The sequence below is a fragment of the Cellvibrio polysaccharolyticus genome (assembly GCF_015182315.1).
Taxonomy (GTDB): Bacteria; Pseudomonadota; Gammaproteobacteria; order Pseudomonadales; family Cellvibrionaceae; genus Cellvibrio; species Cellvibrio polysaccharolyticus.
On record NZ_PRDL01000001.1, the window covers coordinates 2,302,445 to 2,321,043 of the forward strand.

The following is an 18,599-nucleotide window of genomic DNA, read 5'->3' on the forward strand; positions in this document are numbered from 1 at the left end:
AGAGAATCTGGCAGAAAATTCCTCTGAAATTGGACTTCCCAGCCTTTCATAGACAAATCCAAAGCTCATTTTGAGGCGCGTTCAAACGCCTCCGGACTGACGCCACCGAGATGACTATGGCGACGCGTTTGATTGTAGAACATCTCGATATAATCAAACACGTCTGCCCGCGCCATTTCACGGGTTTTATAAATCCTTTTCTTGATGCGTTCCTTTTTCAGGCTGCTAAAAAATGATTCGGCAACGGCATTATCCCAACAATTTCCACGCCGACTCATACTGGGCTCAAGATTGTGGTGCTTGCAAAAGCGCAACCACTCATCACTGCCATACTGTGAGCCTTGGTCAGAGTGTATCAACACCCGTTGTTTAGGACGGCGGCGCCAAACAGCCATCAGCAACGCATCCAGCACAATCTCTTTGGCCAACGAAGGCTTCATTGACCAGCCCACCACCTTGCGTGAAAACAGATCCACTACAACCGCCAAATACAACCAGCCTTGCCAGGTTCTGATATAGGTAATATCCGTCACCCAATAATGATCCGGCTGTTCGACTGTAAATTCCCGGTTGAGCTGATTTGAACTGACCAATGATGGACGCCCAACAATTTTCCCGGGAGCCTTATAGCCGCGAATAGCCTTGATTTGATGGGTTTTCATGATTCTCGCCACGCGGTGCTTACTACAACGCTCACCGATTTCACGTAAATCGAGACAAATGCGTGGTGAGCCATAAATACCGTGACTTGCGTTATAGGAGTCACGAATCAACACCAGTAATCGAGCATCCTCCAGGGATCGATGGGATGAGGATTTATGGAGCCATTGATAAAAACCACTGCGTGCTACTCCAAACAACCGACACATCAGTTGAATGCTAAAGCAGTGCTGATGATCGTTGATATATTGGTACTTCACTCGGGCTGGCTGGCAAAGTACCGCGCGGCCTTTTTTAATATATCGCGCTCTTCTTCCGTACGTTGCAATTGTGATTTGAGTTTAAGAATTTCACGTTTTGCCTCCAGTAACTCCCGCTCCTGAACATCCGATTTATCGGGTGCTGCCGCGTTGACCCATTTGTAAAGGCTGTGTGTAGAAACGCCAAGGCGCTGGGCCACCTCGGCAATGGAATATCCACGTTCGGTGACCTGCTTAACTGCTTCGTCTTTAAATTCCGGGGTATACCGTTGATTACTCATATGACTTCCTCCTATGCTCGTTGTGTAGCTTAGGCGTGTCCACTAGAGTCTGGGAAGTCCATTGTGTAGCTTAGGCGTGTCCACTAGAGTCTGGGAAGTCCATTGTGTAGCTTAGGCGTGTCCACTAGAGTCTGGGAAGTCCATCTTACTTCTGCACTTGTCCCTTACGTTAGGCTGGTCAAAGGCCGTAGAGTCACCGAACTTGGAACCTTAGCCAAGCCAAGCGGAAGTGCGTGCAGCTTCAGTCACCTGCTTAATGTAGTTCCAGGGTTAAAAAATTATCTGGACAGGTCGCTGAAGTCTTCCGATCAACATGCTCGGTCGGGTCAAAACCTGAGAGTATATGTCTTTCATAAATCTTTTTTGCGCTACCTAAGAGAGGCCCATTGGCCAGCGGATACCTATCCCTTTAATGTCTCTTCTTTAGGGTATGAGAGTGTTCGCCGTTATTACCACGAAAGTATGGACCAGCTTGCTCACCCTAAGGAAGCAAAGCGCACAATGACCCCCCGAAATATACCGGATGTTATATTTCAGGATATTGAAATTGATGAGCATACAGTGGATTGCCACGGATCTATTGTTATCATAATCAATGACAAATGGGAGCCTTTACGAGTTTCCCGCATAACTCTGATCTCAGCCAGAGATGTTGCGAGCGCTGCAATTCTTGCAGTAGTTCTTGTGCTAGGGACACCGTCAAAAGACGATCTACTTGCACTATTCGCAGCCCTTACTCGGGCATGGCAGAATCTTACATTGACAGCTCCGGGGCTAACCTACCCTCCTAGAGAAGCTATGCCAACTGCGCTAGGACGAAGTTTCATCCGTCCAGCTTATGGTGTTATCCGATTTGACAATGCCATGATACATAGAGCTATAGCCGTACGTGACTACGTTTGTGATCAACTTGGTGCCACCTTCAACTTGGGCTTTCCGAAATATCCGTTGGCACGCGTTCTCATTGAGGGCGCTTTTAAAAATTTAAATCTCACTATTCATCGTATTCCCAGTACAACTGGTAGCAGCCCTGTAGATCCGCTTAAAGAACCGGAACAGCACGCGAAAAAAGCCCCACTTATCTCCATCAAGGTATTGGAAGAAGCCATCCACCTTCACATGGCTCATCTCAATCAGAAACCATTAGGTAATCTTGGCGGCGTCGCACCTATTGATCTGATGCGCCATCAAATGGCTAATCATTGGATACCACTACGTCCTACTTGCGCCGTGGAAAATATCAACCCGATGAAAGATAGTAGAGTGGTACCCGTTCATTTTTCACGTAAAGAGCGTCGCCGACCGTGGGTGAACTTTGCATACCTCTCATACGAAGCCGCCGGAGTTCTATCTGCTGTTAAACAAGGAGTGAAAATTCGCATTGAATTTGACAGATCTGATTTACGGCTACTTGAGGCATTCAATTTGAAGGGCGAGCATCTAGGCACGCTGCGAGCTCCACGCAATTGGCAACGATTTCCTCATGGGCTATCGACTCGCAAGAAAATCATGAATCTGATAAAAATTAAGGCCATACAAAGTGACGATCCGTTCGGAAGCTATTTTGATTATCTACTCTGCCGCCGTACATTGCCAACTTCAGCACTTGAACTGGTTCGAGTCAGTCGTGAATTTGGTGACTATCCACAGATGCTCTCGCCAAATAACAGACCGATAGAAGCTCCGCTCTCACCAATTAAAAAAACTGAGTCGGCTTCGATCAAACCAGATGCAATTCCTGACTGGTCACCCAACATGGTTGTAAAACGGAGGCCTGAATGATGCATATTGATGCGAATGATCTTTTTATTACGACACCAATGATTAGTGTTCTTCATGACACTCTGCATAAATGGGCCTGGTGCGGCTTCACTGGCGGTGTGATAGTTGGAGATGCACGACTTGGAAAGTCGTGGGCAACTCGCTGCTTGGGCGATAGTATGCCTACGGCCGACAGCGAGCAGATGCGAATTTACCACATCAGCTTCGGCCCCCGTGACAAGACGACAATTCGGGCGGTGTACTTTCGTATAGCAAGCACACTAGGTGCCGAAGACATAAGAAAAACTACAACCTCAGATGAATTACAAACCTTCCTGTTCCATGCATTTGCAGAAGCAGCAATGATTAACAGGCGTCGCCAGGTAATGTTGCTAGTTGATGAAGCTCAAGAACTGAGCTTAAACCAGTTGTCTGTATTTGCCGAACTGTTCAACGATCAGGACAGAGTGAAAAATCGTTTGATGGTTATCTTTATAGCTAACACTCAGAAATTCAAACCATTGGCTAAAATCCTGCTTGATGAGGAGAACCAGTATTTACGCGAGCGATTTTTTCACAACATACACCGATTTTACGGTATCAGGACGCTGGATGAGCTAAAAACTTGCCTGACATTTTTCGATCGACACTGGATAGATGATAAAAAAAAGATCTCAATCGTCGACCACTTTTGTCCTCAAATGCGTAAGGAAGGAGTATCTCTTGTTGACCTCGCAGAAACAATATGGACAACTTATGATAAACAATATGCAAAACCTTTAAATCTGAAATCCTGGGGCATGACCTATTTTCAGCGAACTGTAAGTATTCTATTGATGGATTACTTGGCGCATTACTGGAATAACGATGAAAACACCATTCTAACTATGATAGAAAAAAGCATGGCTGCAAGTGGCATCAGGCCGAATCTTCGGTCCATTGAGTGATATTATGTTGAACACTGGCCTCGCTCTTAGCAAACCTCTGGATAGTAGTTACAGTCGATTCCGTTGTTTTTTAATAAGCAACTGCTGTATGACGAAAACAACTATCATGAAGACCTTGCGCCAGAAAATTGAAAAAAAATTGCGCCCCCGTCCTGGCTATTTGGTAAAATTAGTAGAATACCATCAGGAAAAATTCTGTGAAGTGAATGGGTTATCTTACCGTCATCCGGGAAAAATAGCTCATGATGCCATCATCCGTAATTGCCCAAACTGTGCCAAAGAAGGTTACCACTCTGCCATATTCGAGTGGCGGTGGCTGGCTAATTGTCCCATCCATAGAATGCCTTTGTCCGACACATGTCCCGCATGCTTAAAACCTTGGCCAAATATGATTGAGCTGGCTCGCCGCAACTGCAAAGTCTGTGGTGCCATTAATTTGAGTTTGAAGGACCAGCCGAGCCACACGCATGAATATTCTCTGTTACATTTCTTATCCATGATGGAACGATTCTACATGAGGCGGTTACAGGTGCGCCTTTTTTCGCTACATCATCATAGTTCGAATGAGAAGTACGATCAGTTAAAAATATCTGACTATTGGTTTGCAAGTGCTTTTACGACGCTGTACCCTCAAACCAGTTGCAAACTGGACAGTCTCTCCACTCCGTTACAACCAATGGTGTCACGTTGTTTTTCCGATCGAGCTTCGCCAGACGAAGAAAAAATTCTTGGCGATCCAGTTAGACTGGAAAAATAGATGAAAATTTACGGAAAAATGTGGCGGCATACATACTAAAAACAGCTAAGAAAACTCACAATTTTAGAGAAAATCAGTCGATTTCTCATCTCGAGTATATTGGAATTGACCTCACTACGAATTGTTATCTCTACTCCTACACATATTGGCTTGCATTCATAAATGACTGTGACAGGTTTAGAAACAAGAGGATTAAATCCCGATATTTTCACGAGAGCACGGGACTGACTTCTCCTTTGATCCCACAACCCATGCACTACATGAATACCGTTATTGGAACTGATGCTGAAGTACATTCAGATTGCGATCACAATGAAAAAATATTAATTCCTCTTGATCTGCGAAACCAGATTTACCAACTGGATTTAATGTTTTTCTTTAACAAGCTTGTAGATCATTTCCAATCATTAAAATTAGAGGCAATTAATAGGGAAGGACGTCGAAATTTAGTGCAACCATGCTCGCACCAACCCTCCAAGGAGTCCCTTGTTGACTGTATGCTTATTCACTGGGAGCAAGGAAAGCTTCTGGTTGTTTTTCCAAAAAAATATGATGGATTTATATAAATGCTTGTTCTAGGTAAAGCTTTATGGAAACCAGATCAAAGCTACCCGAACGTATACAGGTCTTTCCTAATTGCTAATCAAATGACCAAAAAGGCTTCTTTGCGGCAGGCCTTGATGCGGAATTTTCTTGAAATTAGTGACAGAAAACTAGGGCATTTAGATACGGCGAGCGCATTTTGGGAGGTAATTAAGATACGAGAAAAAGACAGATTTCAGTATTCTGACTTCATGTATAGAATAAAGCGTAATTGCAGGATATGCGCCTCAAAAATTTTCCATTCTCCTTTGTATGATAATATCAGCTGGCTTTGCCGGTGCCCTGAACACCCTCATGAAGAACTGTTAGAAACCTGCCCTCATTGTGGCGGTTCTTGGAATAACATTGTAGCCACAAATGATTGCCCTATTTGTGGAACCTGTTTTTCGTTCTCGACCCTTATTAAAAATGACGCTCTCGGCAGAAGTGAAAGCTATAAAAATATCGAAATCTTGAAAGAGATTATCTCCTTTGCTCAATTCGGCATTCCAACGCATGATTACAGTTTTCCGAGCTATGATGAACAGTGGGAGCTTTCCCACCGAACTCATCCGCTGCTCCCATCTCTTGTTTCAGCATGGAAAAGTTGTTACAGACAGCATCTGGAAATATGGGGTGTTACTCTATTCCCCTGTAAAAGCGTTACCGAAGAGGCGGTTGAGCTGTCAACGATACCCTCAAAACCTGATCCCAAACTGTTAGGTTGGGCGTCCGACGAGAGCATCAATTTAATTGGTAAGAACATTGAGGGCTTTCTAAAAACACGCTGCAATTGTCAACAGCGCACACCGACCTATCGAAAAAGATGCTCCGGTTGCATTGCTTACAGATTATGGAGGATTTTAGTAAAAAAGAGCGGATATTTCTCAGGAAAATTCTTGATGAGATACTATGCAGGACGTTTCGGCTGTCGCCCACCATACAAACCAATTCCATACGTATGCCTGTCGGTAAAGAAAGGAGCAGCTCTTTACTCTATCCCCCCTCAGATAAAAAAATTGATTTATCAGTTTGAGTTGTGGATGACCTATATATATTTCTTGGAGATGATCGAATCTCAGGAAAGTTTCAAGTTGCTGGGAAATTGTAAAGTTGGAACAGATCGTGAGGTTTCCTATTGTAGCTCTCAAAGACGTATTCCAATAGGGATTTACAGGGATAATGATGGGGAGGCTTTTACAGCTATTGTACCCGAATCTCTTATTGGAATTGGCGAGATGATCCCAAAAGAATATTTGGTGTCTAATTATGTAAGGGTTTACTCCAATGATTTCATGACTTTAAAAGCCCCTTAGATTCTAAAATCTGATTCCAGGGGCGGTGTCCCATCAAAAATGATAGATCGAGGTTTTTAGAAAATATATACAACTAAGCTTTCTATCCCATCTCAGAGTTTGCCCGATAATTAGTTGCATTGATTGGATCGTTTTTTTATGCACACTACCATGTGGTCAAATCTATCGTTAAACGTTTCTCTTCAGTTAATACGGAGCAATGTGGCGTTTTCCAACGGAGTACTCAAAAGTTGGCTAGAACCCCCGCGCTCCTGAGAACTCAGCACAAAAATCTGACGGGCAGCCCTGCTTGCACCTAAGTAAACTCGCGACACATAACGCCGGCGCGCGCCTTGCCCCTGATCCTCGTCATAGTCTGCACTATCCGCATGGATGAGGAACACGGTGTGGAACTGCAGCCCCGCCACAAATTCTGGCATGCTGAAGACACATTTGTTCTTCGCATAGCGCAGCTCTTTGAGATCGTCGCGCGTGGTGATCGGCACGAATTTGTCCCGAGCGCGACCGGCAACGCGGATTTTTTCAAACAATTCTTCATTCAGACACAGTACCGCGACTTGGCTGCCGCCACCATCAATGTTACGTCCTATACTGGTGGCCTTTTTAAAGACATCGTCGACCATCTTGATGTCGGATATGCAGACGGTCAAGGTCGGTGTTTCTCCATCACCCTGCTGCGACTCGGCCACGTATGTTGCATACTCGCCCTCCAGATCCATTGCTGGGAAAGAAGCGTCGAGATCTCGCAGAAACGCTGTGATTTGGGGCGTGGAGCGATAGACCTGTTTTAGTTCAGTCAGTACGGATTCGCCAACACCTGGGTTGCGAAATCTTTCCATCCCTCCGCTAATAGCGACGTCGTTGGTAGCTTGCTTGATATCGTAGGCCATGAGTAATGGCCAGCGGCCGCCAACCTGCGCCCGAGTCTTAAACAAGTTGTGAAGCAACATGGCTTCAGCGCGAGTGAAATAGTGGTATTCATCAACGAATACCAAGTCAAAGCCATCGCGCTCCCGCAGAGTTCCCCATTCGTGCGTTCCCAAATAACGGTCGAAATCGGCGATCATCTGATCCATGCCCAGCATTTTCGCCGCCCGCAGCAGCGCCCGGTAAATGTCGTGTATTTCCAGAACGACTCGGCGGTGGATTTCGCTTGGCAGAACCATCTGCCAAGGCTCCCTAGTGCGACGAGCATAGCGATTTGCTTCGTGAGTGTCCTTCTTGATGGCTTCCAAGTCCAATACACACGCAAATTCGTTCATAAGCTCATCAATGAGTGAGGCGTCTTCCTCATGACTATCTAGACGTTCCTGAAAGTCCGGACACCTGGAGAACAGATCCAGTACGATGCGAGGGTCTTTTACAACCTGGTTGATGGCTTGCTTGATAAGCATCCTTTGGAACTCGCGCCCCTCCATACCGTCAAGGGACAAGGGTATCACGCCTTTTTTCTCGTAGCCCAGTTTCTCTTGTGCCAGCTCATAGATGGTGCCGATCCACAGTTTTGGCTGCCCAGATGATGTCTTCAACGATGTCCAACGCTCTGTAGGGTCCAATGCATGCAGCATGCCTCTGACGCCTGTATGAGCTAATGCTGAACTATGGGTCAAGAATGCGAAGGTTTTGTCGCTGTCCGCGCCTGAATACAGATCTCGCAGGCACTTCACCACCATCGACTGCGTCTTACCAGTGCCTGCGGAGCCTCGCAACCGTACGGGCCTGTCATGTGGCTGGTTGACGAACATGAGTTGCTCTTGATTCAGGCGTTGTTCGTACCACTCCTGCAATGTACCCACACTTGAGAGCCTAACGCCCAGCGACTCAAAAAGTAAGACACCGAAGCTGCCGACCGGGGGAGTAGCTATATGGGCGGGTGGAACTGTCAGCAGGGCATCACATATACCATCAATCGCGCGCTGATAGAGCGCACTATCCTCCGGCACTATTACAGGATCTTTTGCTTTACTGGTGACAGCAAAAGCGTAGAGATTATTGGTGTCATCTGGAGATTGATCAAAATATATCCGTTGCTCGGAGTCCCTCGAGTGTTGTGCGAAGACTGAAAGCAGCTTCCCAGAATGATATTGCTGCCAGTGAATAGGAATCGAAATGCTGCGGTCAAAATGGCGCAATGCCACGCGAATTACGCGCTCAAATACAATGTGTGGTTTGGCAAGTCCGGTCTCAGGAGCAAACACAGCTGTATTGATGACCAAGTAGCCATGATCTATGTCAGCAGCTTCGGATAACAGGTATACGATACCGTTCGATTCTATACGGCGCAGGCCGTCAGTGTTTTCAGGCACTTCGAATTTCTGTAGCCAAACATCCTCTATAAAAGCCCGATCAAGAATGTTAATGGCCCTCTGGTCAATAACGAGAGCAGATATGGTTGTCGTCATGATAATGCTCCTTGCATGTTTTTCTTGAAGAGTTCCTCAACCGTGAGCTCGGCCGCTGCTTCACAAGCAGACTCGAAGGTCGTAGGCATTCCAATGCGCGAAAACAGAAATGCTAGCTTTTGAGTGATCGAGTAGCGGATGCTATCGTTGAGGCGCCCCAGTCGATGGAATGCATCCGGACGATCATGGATACGCGCGTCCTGCTCAGTGAGATACAGGTCAGGGGCCATTATGGTCCACATTGAACGCAGCATCACCACAAAGCCGAGGCCTGGTTGTCGAGGCAAATCCGGAAGTACGAAATAGTCTTGGAATCCACCACCGTCCTTGAATGCATTACGCACGCTTTCCTGTTGGCTCCTTTCATTGATGTCAAATAGTATCCAAGCTGCTTTCAACCGGCTGAAAGCGCTCTGAGTTTGGTCCACGTTCACCGTGAGCGCGAGGCCTTGGAGACTGCGTAGATGCTTGTTATCTGCGGTTGGCGCCTCGCCAGTGGCGCTTTCCAAGATTTCTTCGGCGGTCTTGCTACGGAGCCAATGTATCAGTGAGTCATGTTTTAGCGCCGTAAGGCCAGGTCTTCGTTTGCGGATCTGACTATTGAGGTAATCGCATATTGCCGTAGAGCGCTTCTCCGAGAGTTTTCGCAATTGCTCCTGAGCCCAAGAACCTTCGACGTAAGCTGTCATAGGCAAAATTTCTAACCAGGTGTAGCGCTCTCCGGCTTTCTTTTGTGCGATATCGCAATCAGCCGTAATTACAATCCCGAGCCTTTCTGTCTCTCCGGTCTCGGTATTGAACTTTCGGATTATGTCGCCTTGACGTACATCCTCCGTGTCATCGATCTCCGTAAAAAAAAGTGTCATTCATCCTGCCTCTAGACGGATCAAGCATTTACCATTTGAACGGATCATATTACCTGATTTTGGCGCCCTATATTGCATTCACGTTCGGACATTGAATCCATCCTGACACAGGAGCGGCAGCTAAAATAAGCTATTTAGCATCCATCAAGTTCCTTTTTTAGCTAAATATACCAGGAAACTTTACAGACAGTCGGTGCTGTTGTTCAGTTGTGGGGGGCTTGATCGTATGCATTAGCCCATAGCAGCTAGAAGCTGAGGCACTGGAGCCAAGATGACTCAGCGAGACGATGAATCTGGAACTTCTGACCAAACCTAAGGGGTCCTAAAGTCGGCGCATTGTTGACCCTTGACGGTGTCAAGGCACAGATGTCGTTCAATCATTAACTTGATGATCGAGACGGATCGCTGGCCTCACTCAGGGAACACCTCGCCAAAACAACCCGAAGCTATCGTAAAGTTGAAGGACAATTATTCACATAGATTTAACTCAGATCGTTCCTATGCCTCCCAAGAAGCTGCAGTGCCAAACTAGGACGTATAAATATTTCAACGTTTTAGTAGGAAAATTAAAATATTGGGAAATTAAGATCGTGAATCTTGTACTTCAATACTTTAGTTGGAAGAAAGAATAAATTTTATCTTTAAATTCAATAACATATTTTTTTGAGGATTTGATACTTTAGTTGGCTATCTACAGACAGATAACCCACTTAAGTAATAAATGCCCCAACTGGCTCATCAATCTATTCCCCGGATTAGACGGATAATACTTTTCTCCAGCAAAAATCTCACCAAAGGTGCTGCGCATAATTGTAGATTTGCTGTGCGTATGTCTGATGACATCCTATCCTGGGCCAAAACCCTGAGGAAATCCGACCCAATGTCCTGAATTGTTAAGCACTTAACGCCGGGGTTTTGAGGTTAATAACATAGCAATCTCTTGAACGCATGCATCCTTTGCGCGCCTTTGCTGTATTGCACAGACAGCCGAAACGCTCATACCGTCAATGCCAGCGCCGCGATTGTGCTATTTTGACAGGCATCGACTTTCCGCCATTCACGCACTTTTCATGCACTAAAAAAGGACCTGATGGAAATGATTAATTTCAAGAAGATAGCTACGGCAACAATGCTGGGCTTGGCATTTGCGGTTTGTTATGCAGATGACAGTCGGCCGTTACCGGAACCGCCAAAGGGTTTTTATGTGCCTGCGGAAAACCTGATCACCGGCGGACAACCGTCAAAAAGTGACTTTTTACAGCTCAAAAATGCCGGTGTTACCAAGGTTATAAACCTGCGCGCACCTGCTGAGGAGATTGATTTTAACGAGCAACAACAAGCTGAAGCGCTCGGGCTGGAGTATGTTTCCCTGCCTGTAGCCGGCGCTGCGGATATCACGCTGGAGAATGCAGAAAAACTGCATGCGCTGCTGGCAGACGAGCAAAAAGTCTTTTTACATTGCGCGTCCGGGAACCGTGTCGGCGCCCTCCTCGCTATTCGCGCGCATGCATTTCAGGGACAACCGGCGGATGCATCGCTGGAGGTTGGCCGTGCTGCCGGCCTTGGATCGCTGGAAGAAAAAGTGAAATCCGTCTTTGAATCCCTGCAATGAAGACCCGCACTATAGCGCCACCTGGCTACAGTGGCGCTCGGGTATTTTTACTAAAACCGCGATAATTAAACAGCTTGCTCCTGACGTTCAGCTCGGCTTTTACGGTGATCAATTCAGTGGTAAGCCCGGACAATTTTTCCTGCAAATCCGTCTGTATAAGACGCAGAGCGCCTATTTCTGCGGTGTTTTGCTGATTTTCCCGCTCCAGTATTGCTGACGCAGTAACCGCGCCCATTACTTTTTCTTCACTGACCTTCAGCGCCGTTTCGAACTGCTGGGCATTGCGGCGGGATTCCGTCAGCTCGGCAATCAGCCGAGCGTTATCCTTGTTCAGCTGTGTCACATCGGTTTGCTTGAGGGATATCGTTTGCTTCAGCTGTCTTATTTCTCCCTGAAGTTGCTGAACCTGATGCTCATGCCGGCGCTGCTCCTGCTCCCGCTGTTCTTTGGCGGCGTTCCGGAAGTGCTCCAGCGTATCCCGGGCATGCTGATGCTTCTCTTCAAGGGAGCTGATATGCGCCGATTTTTCCTTTAAATGGGTATCTTTATCGGCGACCTGTTGTTGCAGGCGCCCTACCTCTATCTGCATTACCTGATGGTCATTGCCTAAAGATTTGACGCTTTGTTCCGACGCTTCCAGCTGCGCCCGGAGTTGCTGGATCATCTGCTCGGCAGCGTCTGCTTGCTGCGTTTTCTCTTCGAGGTGCGATTTCAGGTCTTGTAGTACACCTGCATGTTGTTTCTGGTAGTCCTCTACCAGCGCCCTCGCCTCCTCGTGCAGCTGGTTTGCCAAGCCCTCCACCATGGCGGCAAGCGTATCGCCCAGTGCTATTTTCTTATCCGCCGTCAAAGGCTTTTCATCAGCCAACTCCTTTAAATAGCGGTGAATAGTTGCTTTTGAGCCGGTATTTCCCAATTCGACACGAACCGCATCTATCGAAGGGTTGATCCCTTTTGCGAGCAAAGCATCTTTGGCCTTCTGGATCTGGAACTTGTTAACACCGCTATTTGCCATGATTTTTATGCGCCCTGATTATTTCGTACTGTATTACATACTATGTAATTACATACTAAATATAGACTCTTTAAAGATCAATAATTAGAAGCATATAAGATTGAATAATTGGTAATTATCTGATGTTAGAATGCGTTTTGGGATAAACAAGGGTGAATTCAGTACAGCTATGCATAGCATCGACACTTACATTAATGCCGCCACCCGCGAAAACACGCGGCGGAGCTATCGCTCGGCAATCGAGCACTTTGAGGTTGAATGGGGTGGCTTTCTTCCTGCAACGGCAGATTCCATTGCCCGCTACCTGGCGGATTATGCAGCTAACCTGGCTGTTAATACGTTGCGGCAGCGACTGGCAGCCATCTCCCAGTGGCACATCGAGCAAGGCTTTCCCGACCCGACCAAAAGCCCTATGGTTAAAAAAGTCATTAAAGGCATCCAGTCTGTTCACCCGCCACAGATCACCCAGGCAAAACCCCTGGCACTTGGCCATCTGGAACAGATAGATGAATGGCTGGATGGCCAGATAGTCAACGCGCTTTCACGAGGCGACCAACCGGCATTGCTGCGAGCAAGGCGTGACCGGGCGATTGTGCTGCTGGGATTTTGGCGGGGGTTCCGCAGTGATGAACTTAGCCGCCTGGAAGTTCAACACATTGTGTTAACGCCGGGCCAGGGGATGACGTTATTTCTGCCTCACACCAAAACCTTGCATCAGGGCACAACCTTCAAAGCGCCGGCACTTAACCGGCTCTGCCCTCTACAGGCCTATGAAGCATGGCGGGATGCGGCGAAACTCACCAACGGCCCGGTTTTTCAAGGCATCAACCGCTGGGGGCAGCTGAGCGGGCGCACGATAAACCCGACAAGTTATATCCCTTTATTGCGCGGCTTGTTTGAGGCCGCCGGCGTCGCAGACGCCGCGCTTTACTCAAGCCACTCACTGCGCCGCGGGTTTGCAACCTGGGCCAGCACCAGCGGATGGGACTTAAAAACACTGATGGATTATGTGGGGTGGAAGGATATGCGATCGGCAATGCGCTATATCGAAGGTGCCGATCCTTTTGCTCATCATCGTATCAATGCAGAACTCGCAACCCATGCTGCTCATAACAAGACGCTGGAGGTGCTGCTTTAAATAGCGGATGCATTGCGGATTGCCAACGCCCTACCGTTAATCCATCAGGACATTGGCAGGATCAGGCAAGAAAAAGCGTCGAATGGTCTACCGGGTAACGAGGCTTTTTCCTAAAAATATCGGTCAGGCAAGCAACCGGTATTTTGCAGCTAACATCCACTGCTCATCAGGAAATCAATATGAATATCACCCTCTCCCGGAAAAAATTCATTCACGGTGCACTACTCGCCGGCGCCGCCATCGTTGCTGGCGCCCAATCCGTGTCCGCAGCCACGCCAGACGCTGAAAAAACAGCGGCTATTCCCATGACACAAACCTGGGATAAGACGTTTCCCAAAAGCGATAAGGTTGACCACCGCAAAGTATCTTTTAAAAACCGCTACGGTATTACTCTCGCCGCTGATGTGTATCTGCCCAAAAACCGTGGTAACAAAAGTCTGCCAGCGCTTGCCATCAGTGGCCCGTTTGGCGCCGTGAAAGAACAATCATCGGGCTTGTATGCACAAACGATGGCCGAGCGTGGTTACGCTGCCATCGCATTTGACCCGTCTTATACCGGTGAAAGCAGTGGCGAACCGCGCAATGTTGCATCACCGGATATCAATACTGAAGACTTTAGTGCAGCGGTCGATTTCCTGGGATCGCAGGCTGCGGTGAACCGTGAGCAAATCGGGATTATCGGCATTTGTGGTTATGCCGGTATGGGTTTGAATGCAGCGGCGGTCGATAAACGTATCAAAGCCGTCGCCACTACCAGCATGTACGATATGTCACGGGTAATGTCGAAAGGTTACAACGACAGCACCACCAAAGCCCAACGTGCAGAGGTACTGGAAAAACTGAGCCAGCAGCGCTGGGTAGACGCATCCGCACCGGGGGCAAGAGTCTTGCCGGAAACCCTGGAAGGCGTGAGCAATCCGGTGATACAAATGTACTTTGATTATTACCGCACACCGCGCGGTTTTCATGAGCGCTCCGCCAATTCCAATGGCGCATGGACAGCCACAATGCCGCTGTCTTTTATGAATATGCCATTGCTTACCTACATTGACGAAATCTCTCCCCGCCCCATCCTGCTGATTGCCGGTGAAAATGCCCACTCACGTTACTTCAGTGAAGACGCTTACAAAGCGGCTGCACAACCCAAAGAATTGATGATTATTGAAGGCGCCGACCATGTTGATCTGTATGACCAGACCAACATCATTCCCTGGGGGAAACTGGATGCCTTTTTTACGGAACACTTGAAGTAAACAGCAGAACTGTTGAGTCAGGGATGGCTCGACTGAGAAAACACGCTCGTGCAATTGCGAACGAAAAGATGCTGAGCCCTTTGGTTAAGGTGCTTCAGCATAAGTGCTTTTATAAGTACAACCGAAGGGAACGCGATAATACTCAAGCGGTTCAAGCCAGATGTTGTAGATTACCAGGTGGATGTTGTATTCGTTGACGTGCTCGCGATGGCTTTCATATTTTTTATATTCAAACTGTTCATTGCCGTTTGATATCGAAATTACCTCATCTGATTTTTTGCTCCAGTTCGGTTTCGCTATCTCTGTCGCATCAATTTCCCGCGTAAAATCATCTACTATCAGGGTGCCATTTTCAGAAAACTGAAATCCATATTCAGTTTCACAGTCCGTGCTTACAAATTCTGCTTCAGTAATGGTGATGGGAAATTCCGCTCGAACTTTGCTTTTACGTTCTGCTGGCAACTGCAACACGGATGGCATTATGTAAAGGCCGATATTACCCGCTGTATATTCATGTTTGCCGATCTGATCAGTCTGTATCGCAAAACCGCGCCCTGCGGTCACGCCATTATGTGCCAGCACATTTTCGATAGCATGCAGGTCTTTCTCCAGCCCTTTATAAGGCGAGTACAAGATGGCGTTGTTTTTCGAGGGTGATTCGTTATCTCTTTCCACCACCGCAAACCCTTTAGCCTCAAGGCCAGCGCGTATCTTTTCCTTGTCTGCTTCAGGTACGCCGTTCGCATGCAAATGTACGGTCGTAGTTGAACATCCTGATAGAAAAACAACCATAAATAAGGTGAATAGTGAGATGGCAGGCCGGATGACTTTCATATTGTTATTCTCGATGCAATATTTCCGTTTGCGGGATAGCCCTGAATGAAGGAGCTGGCTATACGTTATTGTAATATAATTAGCATTGCAAGATTTTTGCATCGGGGATTGTTATAATTCCACCGCATTCAAACCCTTCTACAGCAGAATTTCTCAAAGTTACTATCAGGATATGGGCGGAAGCGGATAGATTTTGTAGCGTGATGCCTTACCAAGAATGGCGCTGACCAGATATTTGTAAATATCCTTGTCCAGCGGCTGGGCATTTGCGCCATTGAGAATATCAGCGTAGTCGGCTTCGGATTGCGCAACACCGAGGATGCGCCAGTTATCAATGAGCAAATGCGTGGCGCTTTCCTGGTGTTGATCCGGTTCTATTAACACCACCGGGCCATCATAGGGCCAGGCCTTGAGGGCCAACGCCGAAAACCCCTCCAGCATTTTCACGTTATGAATCAACACAGACGATTTTCCTATGCAATAGCCGGCGCACTTTTTGAGTTGATGGCTGGTACAGGCGCGATTGCCTGGATGTTCAAGCCCGGCCAGTTGATAACAAAGGCCGTGCTGGTCGCACAGGGTTTGAATATCCTGTTTGGCATTTTTCGCTGATGGGTAAAGCCCATAGAGTTTGCTGCGGCCAACCAGGTTATCGTTAAGCGAAACAATTTTTGGCACCAGCGTATTATTGCCGGCATCCTCCAGTTGAATGCTGTACAAATTACTCACTCGTCGCAGTTTGCGATTGTAAAGCGGTTGCAGGGCTTTGATCTTTTGCGACTCAAGAATCAACGCCGTCAGTTCCCCTGATGTTTGGTCAAACGTGATATGACGTGTTTGCTGGCAAATCTTCATCTCTTTCGACGAGCGATGGTCCGCCGTAAAATGCGAGAGCACCCGCTTTCTGATATTGATACTTTTACCAATGTACAGCAGCTCTTTGGCCTCGCCCCAAAAATAATAAACACCGGGGCTGTTGGGTAACGCTTCAACGAGTGCAGGATCAAACCCGACCGGCAAACTCCCTCGCCGGTTTTGACTTTGGAGTGCAGCACGCACTTTTTCAGCACTGTTTTCTTCTTCGGCGATTTGAATAAATTTAAAGGTTGCTCTGGCGTCATCCAGTGCCCGGTGGCGGCTTTGCACCATAATTTGATGGCGGGCGATGATCTTTTCCAGACTGTGGCCGTCTCTGTCCGGGTACAAGGCGCGCGACATCTTTACAGTACACAGCAGCGGCGCTTTGAAGGTAAAAGCAAGGCGGGAAAACTCGTTGCGGATGAAGCCGTAATCAAAGCGCACATTGTGGGCGATAAACAATTTTCCCTGCAGGCGAAGCAGAATTTCTTTGGCCACCTGTTCAAAGTAAGGCGCCGATTCCACCATCGCATCCGTGATGCCGGTGATTCGCTGAATCATGGGCGGGATTTTCATACGCGGATTGATCAGGGTTGACCACTCGGTCACGCCGTTTTCGGTCACTTCTACAATGCCGATTTCGGTAATCCGATCGTAAGTGACATTGCCCCCTGTCGTTTCGATATCAACGATCACCGCGGGCAACTGAACATGTTTGAGCATAAACCTGTTTTTCTCCGGCGGTTGTCGATTGGCGAGTAGCTGTATTAATGTACAGTATAATCCGATTTGCCCGTCACTCGCCAATACTCCTCGTTAACGCTTGCAGCCGGAACACTATAAAACTGCGCTAAAGCCCCACCCCGCGATACCACAGGCCATAACCACCAACCATGACGGTAGCTTCCCTATCATTAAAGCTGCCAGCGCTGCCGCGGCAAGCGCTATATCCTGCGGGCCTTGAATGGCGCTGGTCCATACCGGTTGATAAAGCGCCGCCAGCAGCAAACCCACTACCGCCGCATTGGCACCACACAACGCCGCCTGCATGCGCGCATTCGCCCGCAGTTGTTGCCAAAAAGGCAGCACACCGACAATCAACAGGAAAGAAGGGACGAAAATCGCTACCAGACAGATGAATCCGCCCAACCAGCCGCTACTGGCAGCGCCAAGAAAAGCGGCAAAGCTGAACAAAGGGCCGGGAATGGCCTGAGCAGCACCGTAGCCGGCTAAAAAGGATTGCTGGTCAACCCAACCCGCAGGCACCACCTCAGCTTGCAACAACGGCAACACCACATGACCGCCGCCGAATACCAGTGCGCCAGCCCGATAAAAGGCATCCACCATCAAAAGTGTCTGGCTCGGGAACAGCAAAGCCAGTAGCGGTAGCCCCAGAAGTAAACTGAAGAATAGGCCCAACCATATCAGCCCGGCGTTTCTTCCTACCATGATCGGCAATGGCGTGAGCGGCGTGTTCATCGCCGGTTTAAACAGCAACATACCGACCGCTGCCATCAGAATAATCACCAGCGGTTGACCCCACACCGATGGCAGAAGCAGAACAAAAGCGGCTGCTACCAGCATAAGAAAGACGCGTAATACATCCGGACAAAGATGACGCGCCATGCCCCACACCGCCTGTGCCACCACCGCCACTGCCGCCACTTTTAACCCCTGCAGCACGCCAGCAGACATGGCATCGCCGTAATGATTAATGCCCAGCGCAAACAGTATCAGCAAGATAGCGGACGGCAGCGTGAAGCCTGTCCATGCCGCGAGTGCGCCGGTATAACCGCAACGTGAAAGGCCTAGCGCCATCCCGACCTGACTGCTGGTCGGCCCCGGCAAAAATTGACAGAGGGCAACAAGGTCCGCGTAGCTTTGCTCGCCAAGCCACTGCCGCCGCACCACAAACTCATCACGGAAATAACCCAAATGGGCAATCGGCCCGCCGAATGAGGTCATGCCCAAACGCAGAAATATCCAAAACACCGCCCAGGGACGGTGGTCAATGCGGGTCGTGTTCGTCATCACCTTATGCTATCGGGTTAAATACG

General features: G+C 48.1%; 15 protein-coding genes. 8 read left to right on the forward strand and 7 right to left on the reverse strand.

All coding sequences use genetic code 11. The annotated features are described in order from the left end of the window. Nucleotides 1–65 precede the first annotated feature (65 nt). Nucleotides 66–1,201, reverse strand: a protein-coding gene (locus tag C4F51_RS09820; RefSeq protein WP_202987589.1) for an IS3 family transposase whose coding sequence is annotated in 2 segments (ribosomal slippage) — nucleotides 66–958 and nucleotides 958–1,201 — 1,137 coding nt in all. Because the reading frame shifts where the segments join, the coding sequence is not laid out codon by codon here. A gap of 462 nt (nucleotides 1,202–1,663) precedes the next feature. On the opposite strand from C4F51_RS09820, the gene C4F51_RS09830 reads away from it, so the two are divergent. From C4F51_RS09830 to C4F51_RS09850, 5 genes are all read left to right on the forward strand, one after another. Next, entirely contained in the window at nucleotides 1,664–2,983 is a 1,320-nt protein-coding gene (locus tag C4F51_RS09830) for a hypothetical protein (RefSeq protein WP_193909394.1), read from the forward strand. After that, nucleotides 2,980–3,909, forward strand: coding sequence for an ATP-binding protein (locus tag C4F51_RS09835; RefSeq protein WP_193909395.1), 930 nt, complete (start codon nucleotides 2,980–2,982; stop codon nucleotides 3,907–3,909). Before C4F51_RS09830 ends, C4F51_RS09835 begins: the two co-directional genes overlap by 4 nt. Before the next feature lie 88 nt (nucleotides 3,910–3,997). Further along, nucleotides 3,998–4,666 (forward strand): hypothetical protein, encoded by a 669-nt coding sequence (locus tag C4F51_RS09840; RefSeq protein ID WP_193909396.1) that lies wholly within the window; start codon nucleotides 3,998–4,000, stop codon nucleotides 4,664–4,666. 260 nt (nucleotides 4,667–4,926) lie between these two features. Beyond that, entirely contained in the window at nucleotides 4,927–5,232 is a 306-nt protein-coding gene (locus C4F51_RS09845) for a hypothetical protein (protein WP_193909397.1), read from the forward strand. Continuing rightward, on the forward strand, nucleotides 5,233–6,564 hold the full coding sequence (locus tag C4F51_RS09850; RefSeq protein ID WP_193909398.1) for a hypothetical protein: 1,332 nt from the start codon (nucleotides 5,233–5,235) through the stop codon (nucleotides 6,562–6,564). Nucleotides 6,565–6,746: 182 nt separating this feature from the next. Here C4F51_RS09850 and C4F51_RS09855 read toward each other — a convergent pair whose 3' ends face one another. Together C4F51_RS09855 and C4F51_RS09860 are read right to left on the reverse strand one after the other, a co-directional pair. Continuing rightward, on the reverse strand, nucleotides 6,747–8,966 hold the full coding sequence (locus C4F51_RS09855) for a UvrD-helicase domain-containing protein (protein ID WP_193909400.1): 2,220 nt from the start codon (nucleotides 8,964–8,966) through the stop codon (nucleotides 6,747–6,749). Continuing rightward, nucleotides 8,963–9,832: a hypothetical protein gene (locus C4F51_RS09860; RefSeq protein WP_193909402.1), complete on the reverse strand. Its 870-nt coding sequence runs from the start codon at nucleotides 9,830–9,832 to the stop codon at nucleotides 8,963–8,965. The genes C4F51_RS09855 and C4F51_RS09860 overlap by 4 nt, the downstream gene beginning before the upstream one ends. Before the next feature lie 1,090 nt (nucleotides 9,833–10,922). Between C4F51_RS09860 and C4F51_RS09865 the strand changes: the two genes are divergently transcribed. After that, nucleotides 10,923–11,444: a fused DSP-PTPase phosphatase/NAD kinase-like protein gene (locus C4F51_RS09865; protein WP_193909404.1), complete on the forward strand. Its 522-nt coding sequence runs from the start codon at nucleotides 10,923–10,925 to the stop codon at nucleotides 11,442–11,444. A gap of 25 nt (nucleotides 11,445–11,469) precedes the next feature. Here the strand turns inward: C4F51_RS09865 and C4F51_RS09870 are convergent, their stop codons facing one another. Continuing rightward, the gene (locus C4F51_RS09870; RefSeq protein ID WP_193909406.1) at nucleotides 11,470–12,459 is read right to left on the reverse strand and encodes a DNA-binding protein; all 990 of its coding nucleotides are present in this window, start codon (nucleotides 12,457–12,459) and stop codon (nucleotides 11,470–11,472) included. 169 nt (nucleotides 12,460–12,628) lie between these two features. On the opposite strand from C4F51_RS09870, the gene C4F51_RS09875 reads away from it, so the two are divergent. Next, nucleotides 12,629–13,597 (forward strand): site-specific integrase, encoded by a 969-nt coding sequence (locus C4F51_RS09875; RefSeq protein WP_193909408.1) that lies wholly within the window; start codon nucleotides 12,629–12,631, stop codon nucleotides 13,595–13,597. A gap of 179 nt (nucleotides 13,598–13,776) precedes the next feature. Further along, on the forward strand, nucleotides 13,777–14,850 hold the full coding sequence (locus C4F51_RS09880) for an alpha/beta hydrolase (RefSeq protein ID WP_193909410.1): 1,074 nt from the start codon (nucleotides 13,777–13,779) through the stop codon (nucleotides 14,848–14,850). Nucleotides 14,851–14,934: 84 nt separating this feature from the next. Here the strand turns inward: C4F51_RS09880 and C4F51_RS09885 are convergent, their stop codons facing one another. The 3 genes from C4F51_RS09885 to chrA form a co-directional block, all read right to left on the reverse strand. Further along, nucleotides 14,935–15,684 (reverse strand): hypothetical protein, encoded by a 750-nt coding sequence (locus tag C4F51_RS09885; RefSeq protein WP_193909412.1) that lies wholly within the window; start codon nucleotides 15,682–15,684, stop codon nucleotides 14,935–14,937. 165 nt (nucleotides 15,685–15,849) lie between these two features. Continuing rightward, nucleotides 15,850–17,265 carry an exonuclease domain-containing protein gene (locus C4F51_RS09890; protein WP_193909414.1) on the reverse strand — a complete coding sequence of 472 codons (1,416 nt, stop codon included), beginning with the start codon at nucleotides 17,263–17,265 and terminating at the stop codon, nucleotides 15,850–15,852. A gap of 114 nt (nucleotides 17,266–17,379) precedes the next feature. Next, complete coding sequence (chrA, locus tag C4F51_RS09895; RefSeq protein WP_193912516.1) at nucleotides 17,380–18,573, reverse strand: chromate efflux transporter; 1,194 nt, start codon at nucleotides 18,571–18,573, stop codon at nucleotides 17,380–17,382. Nucleotides 18,574–18,599 lie beyond the last annotated feature (26 nt).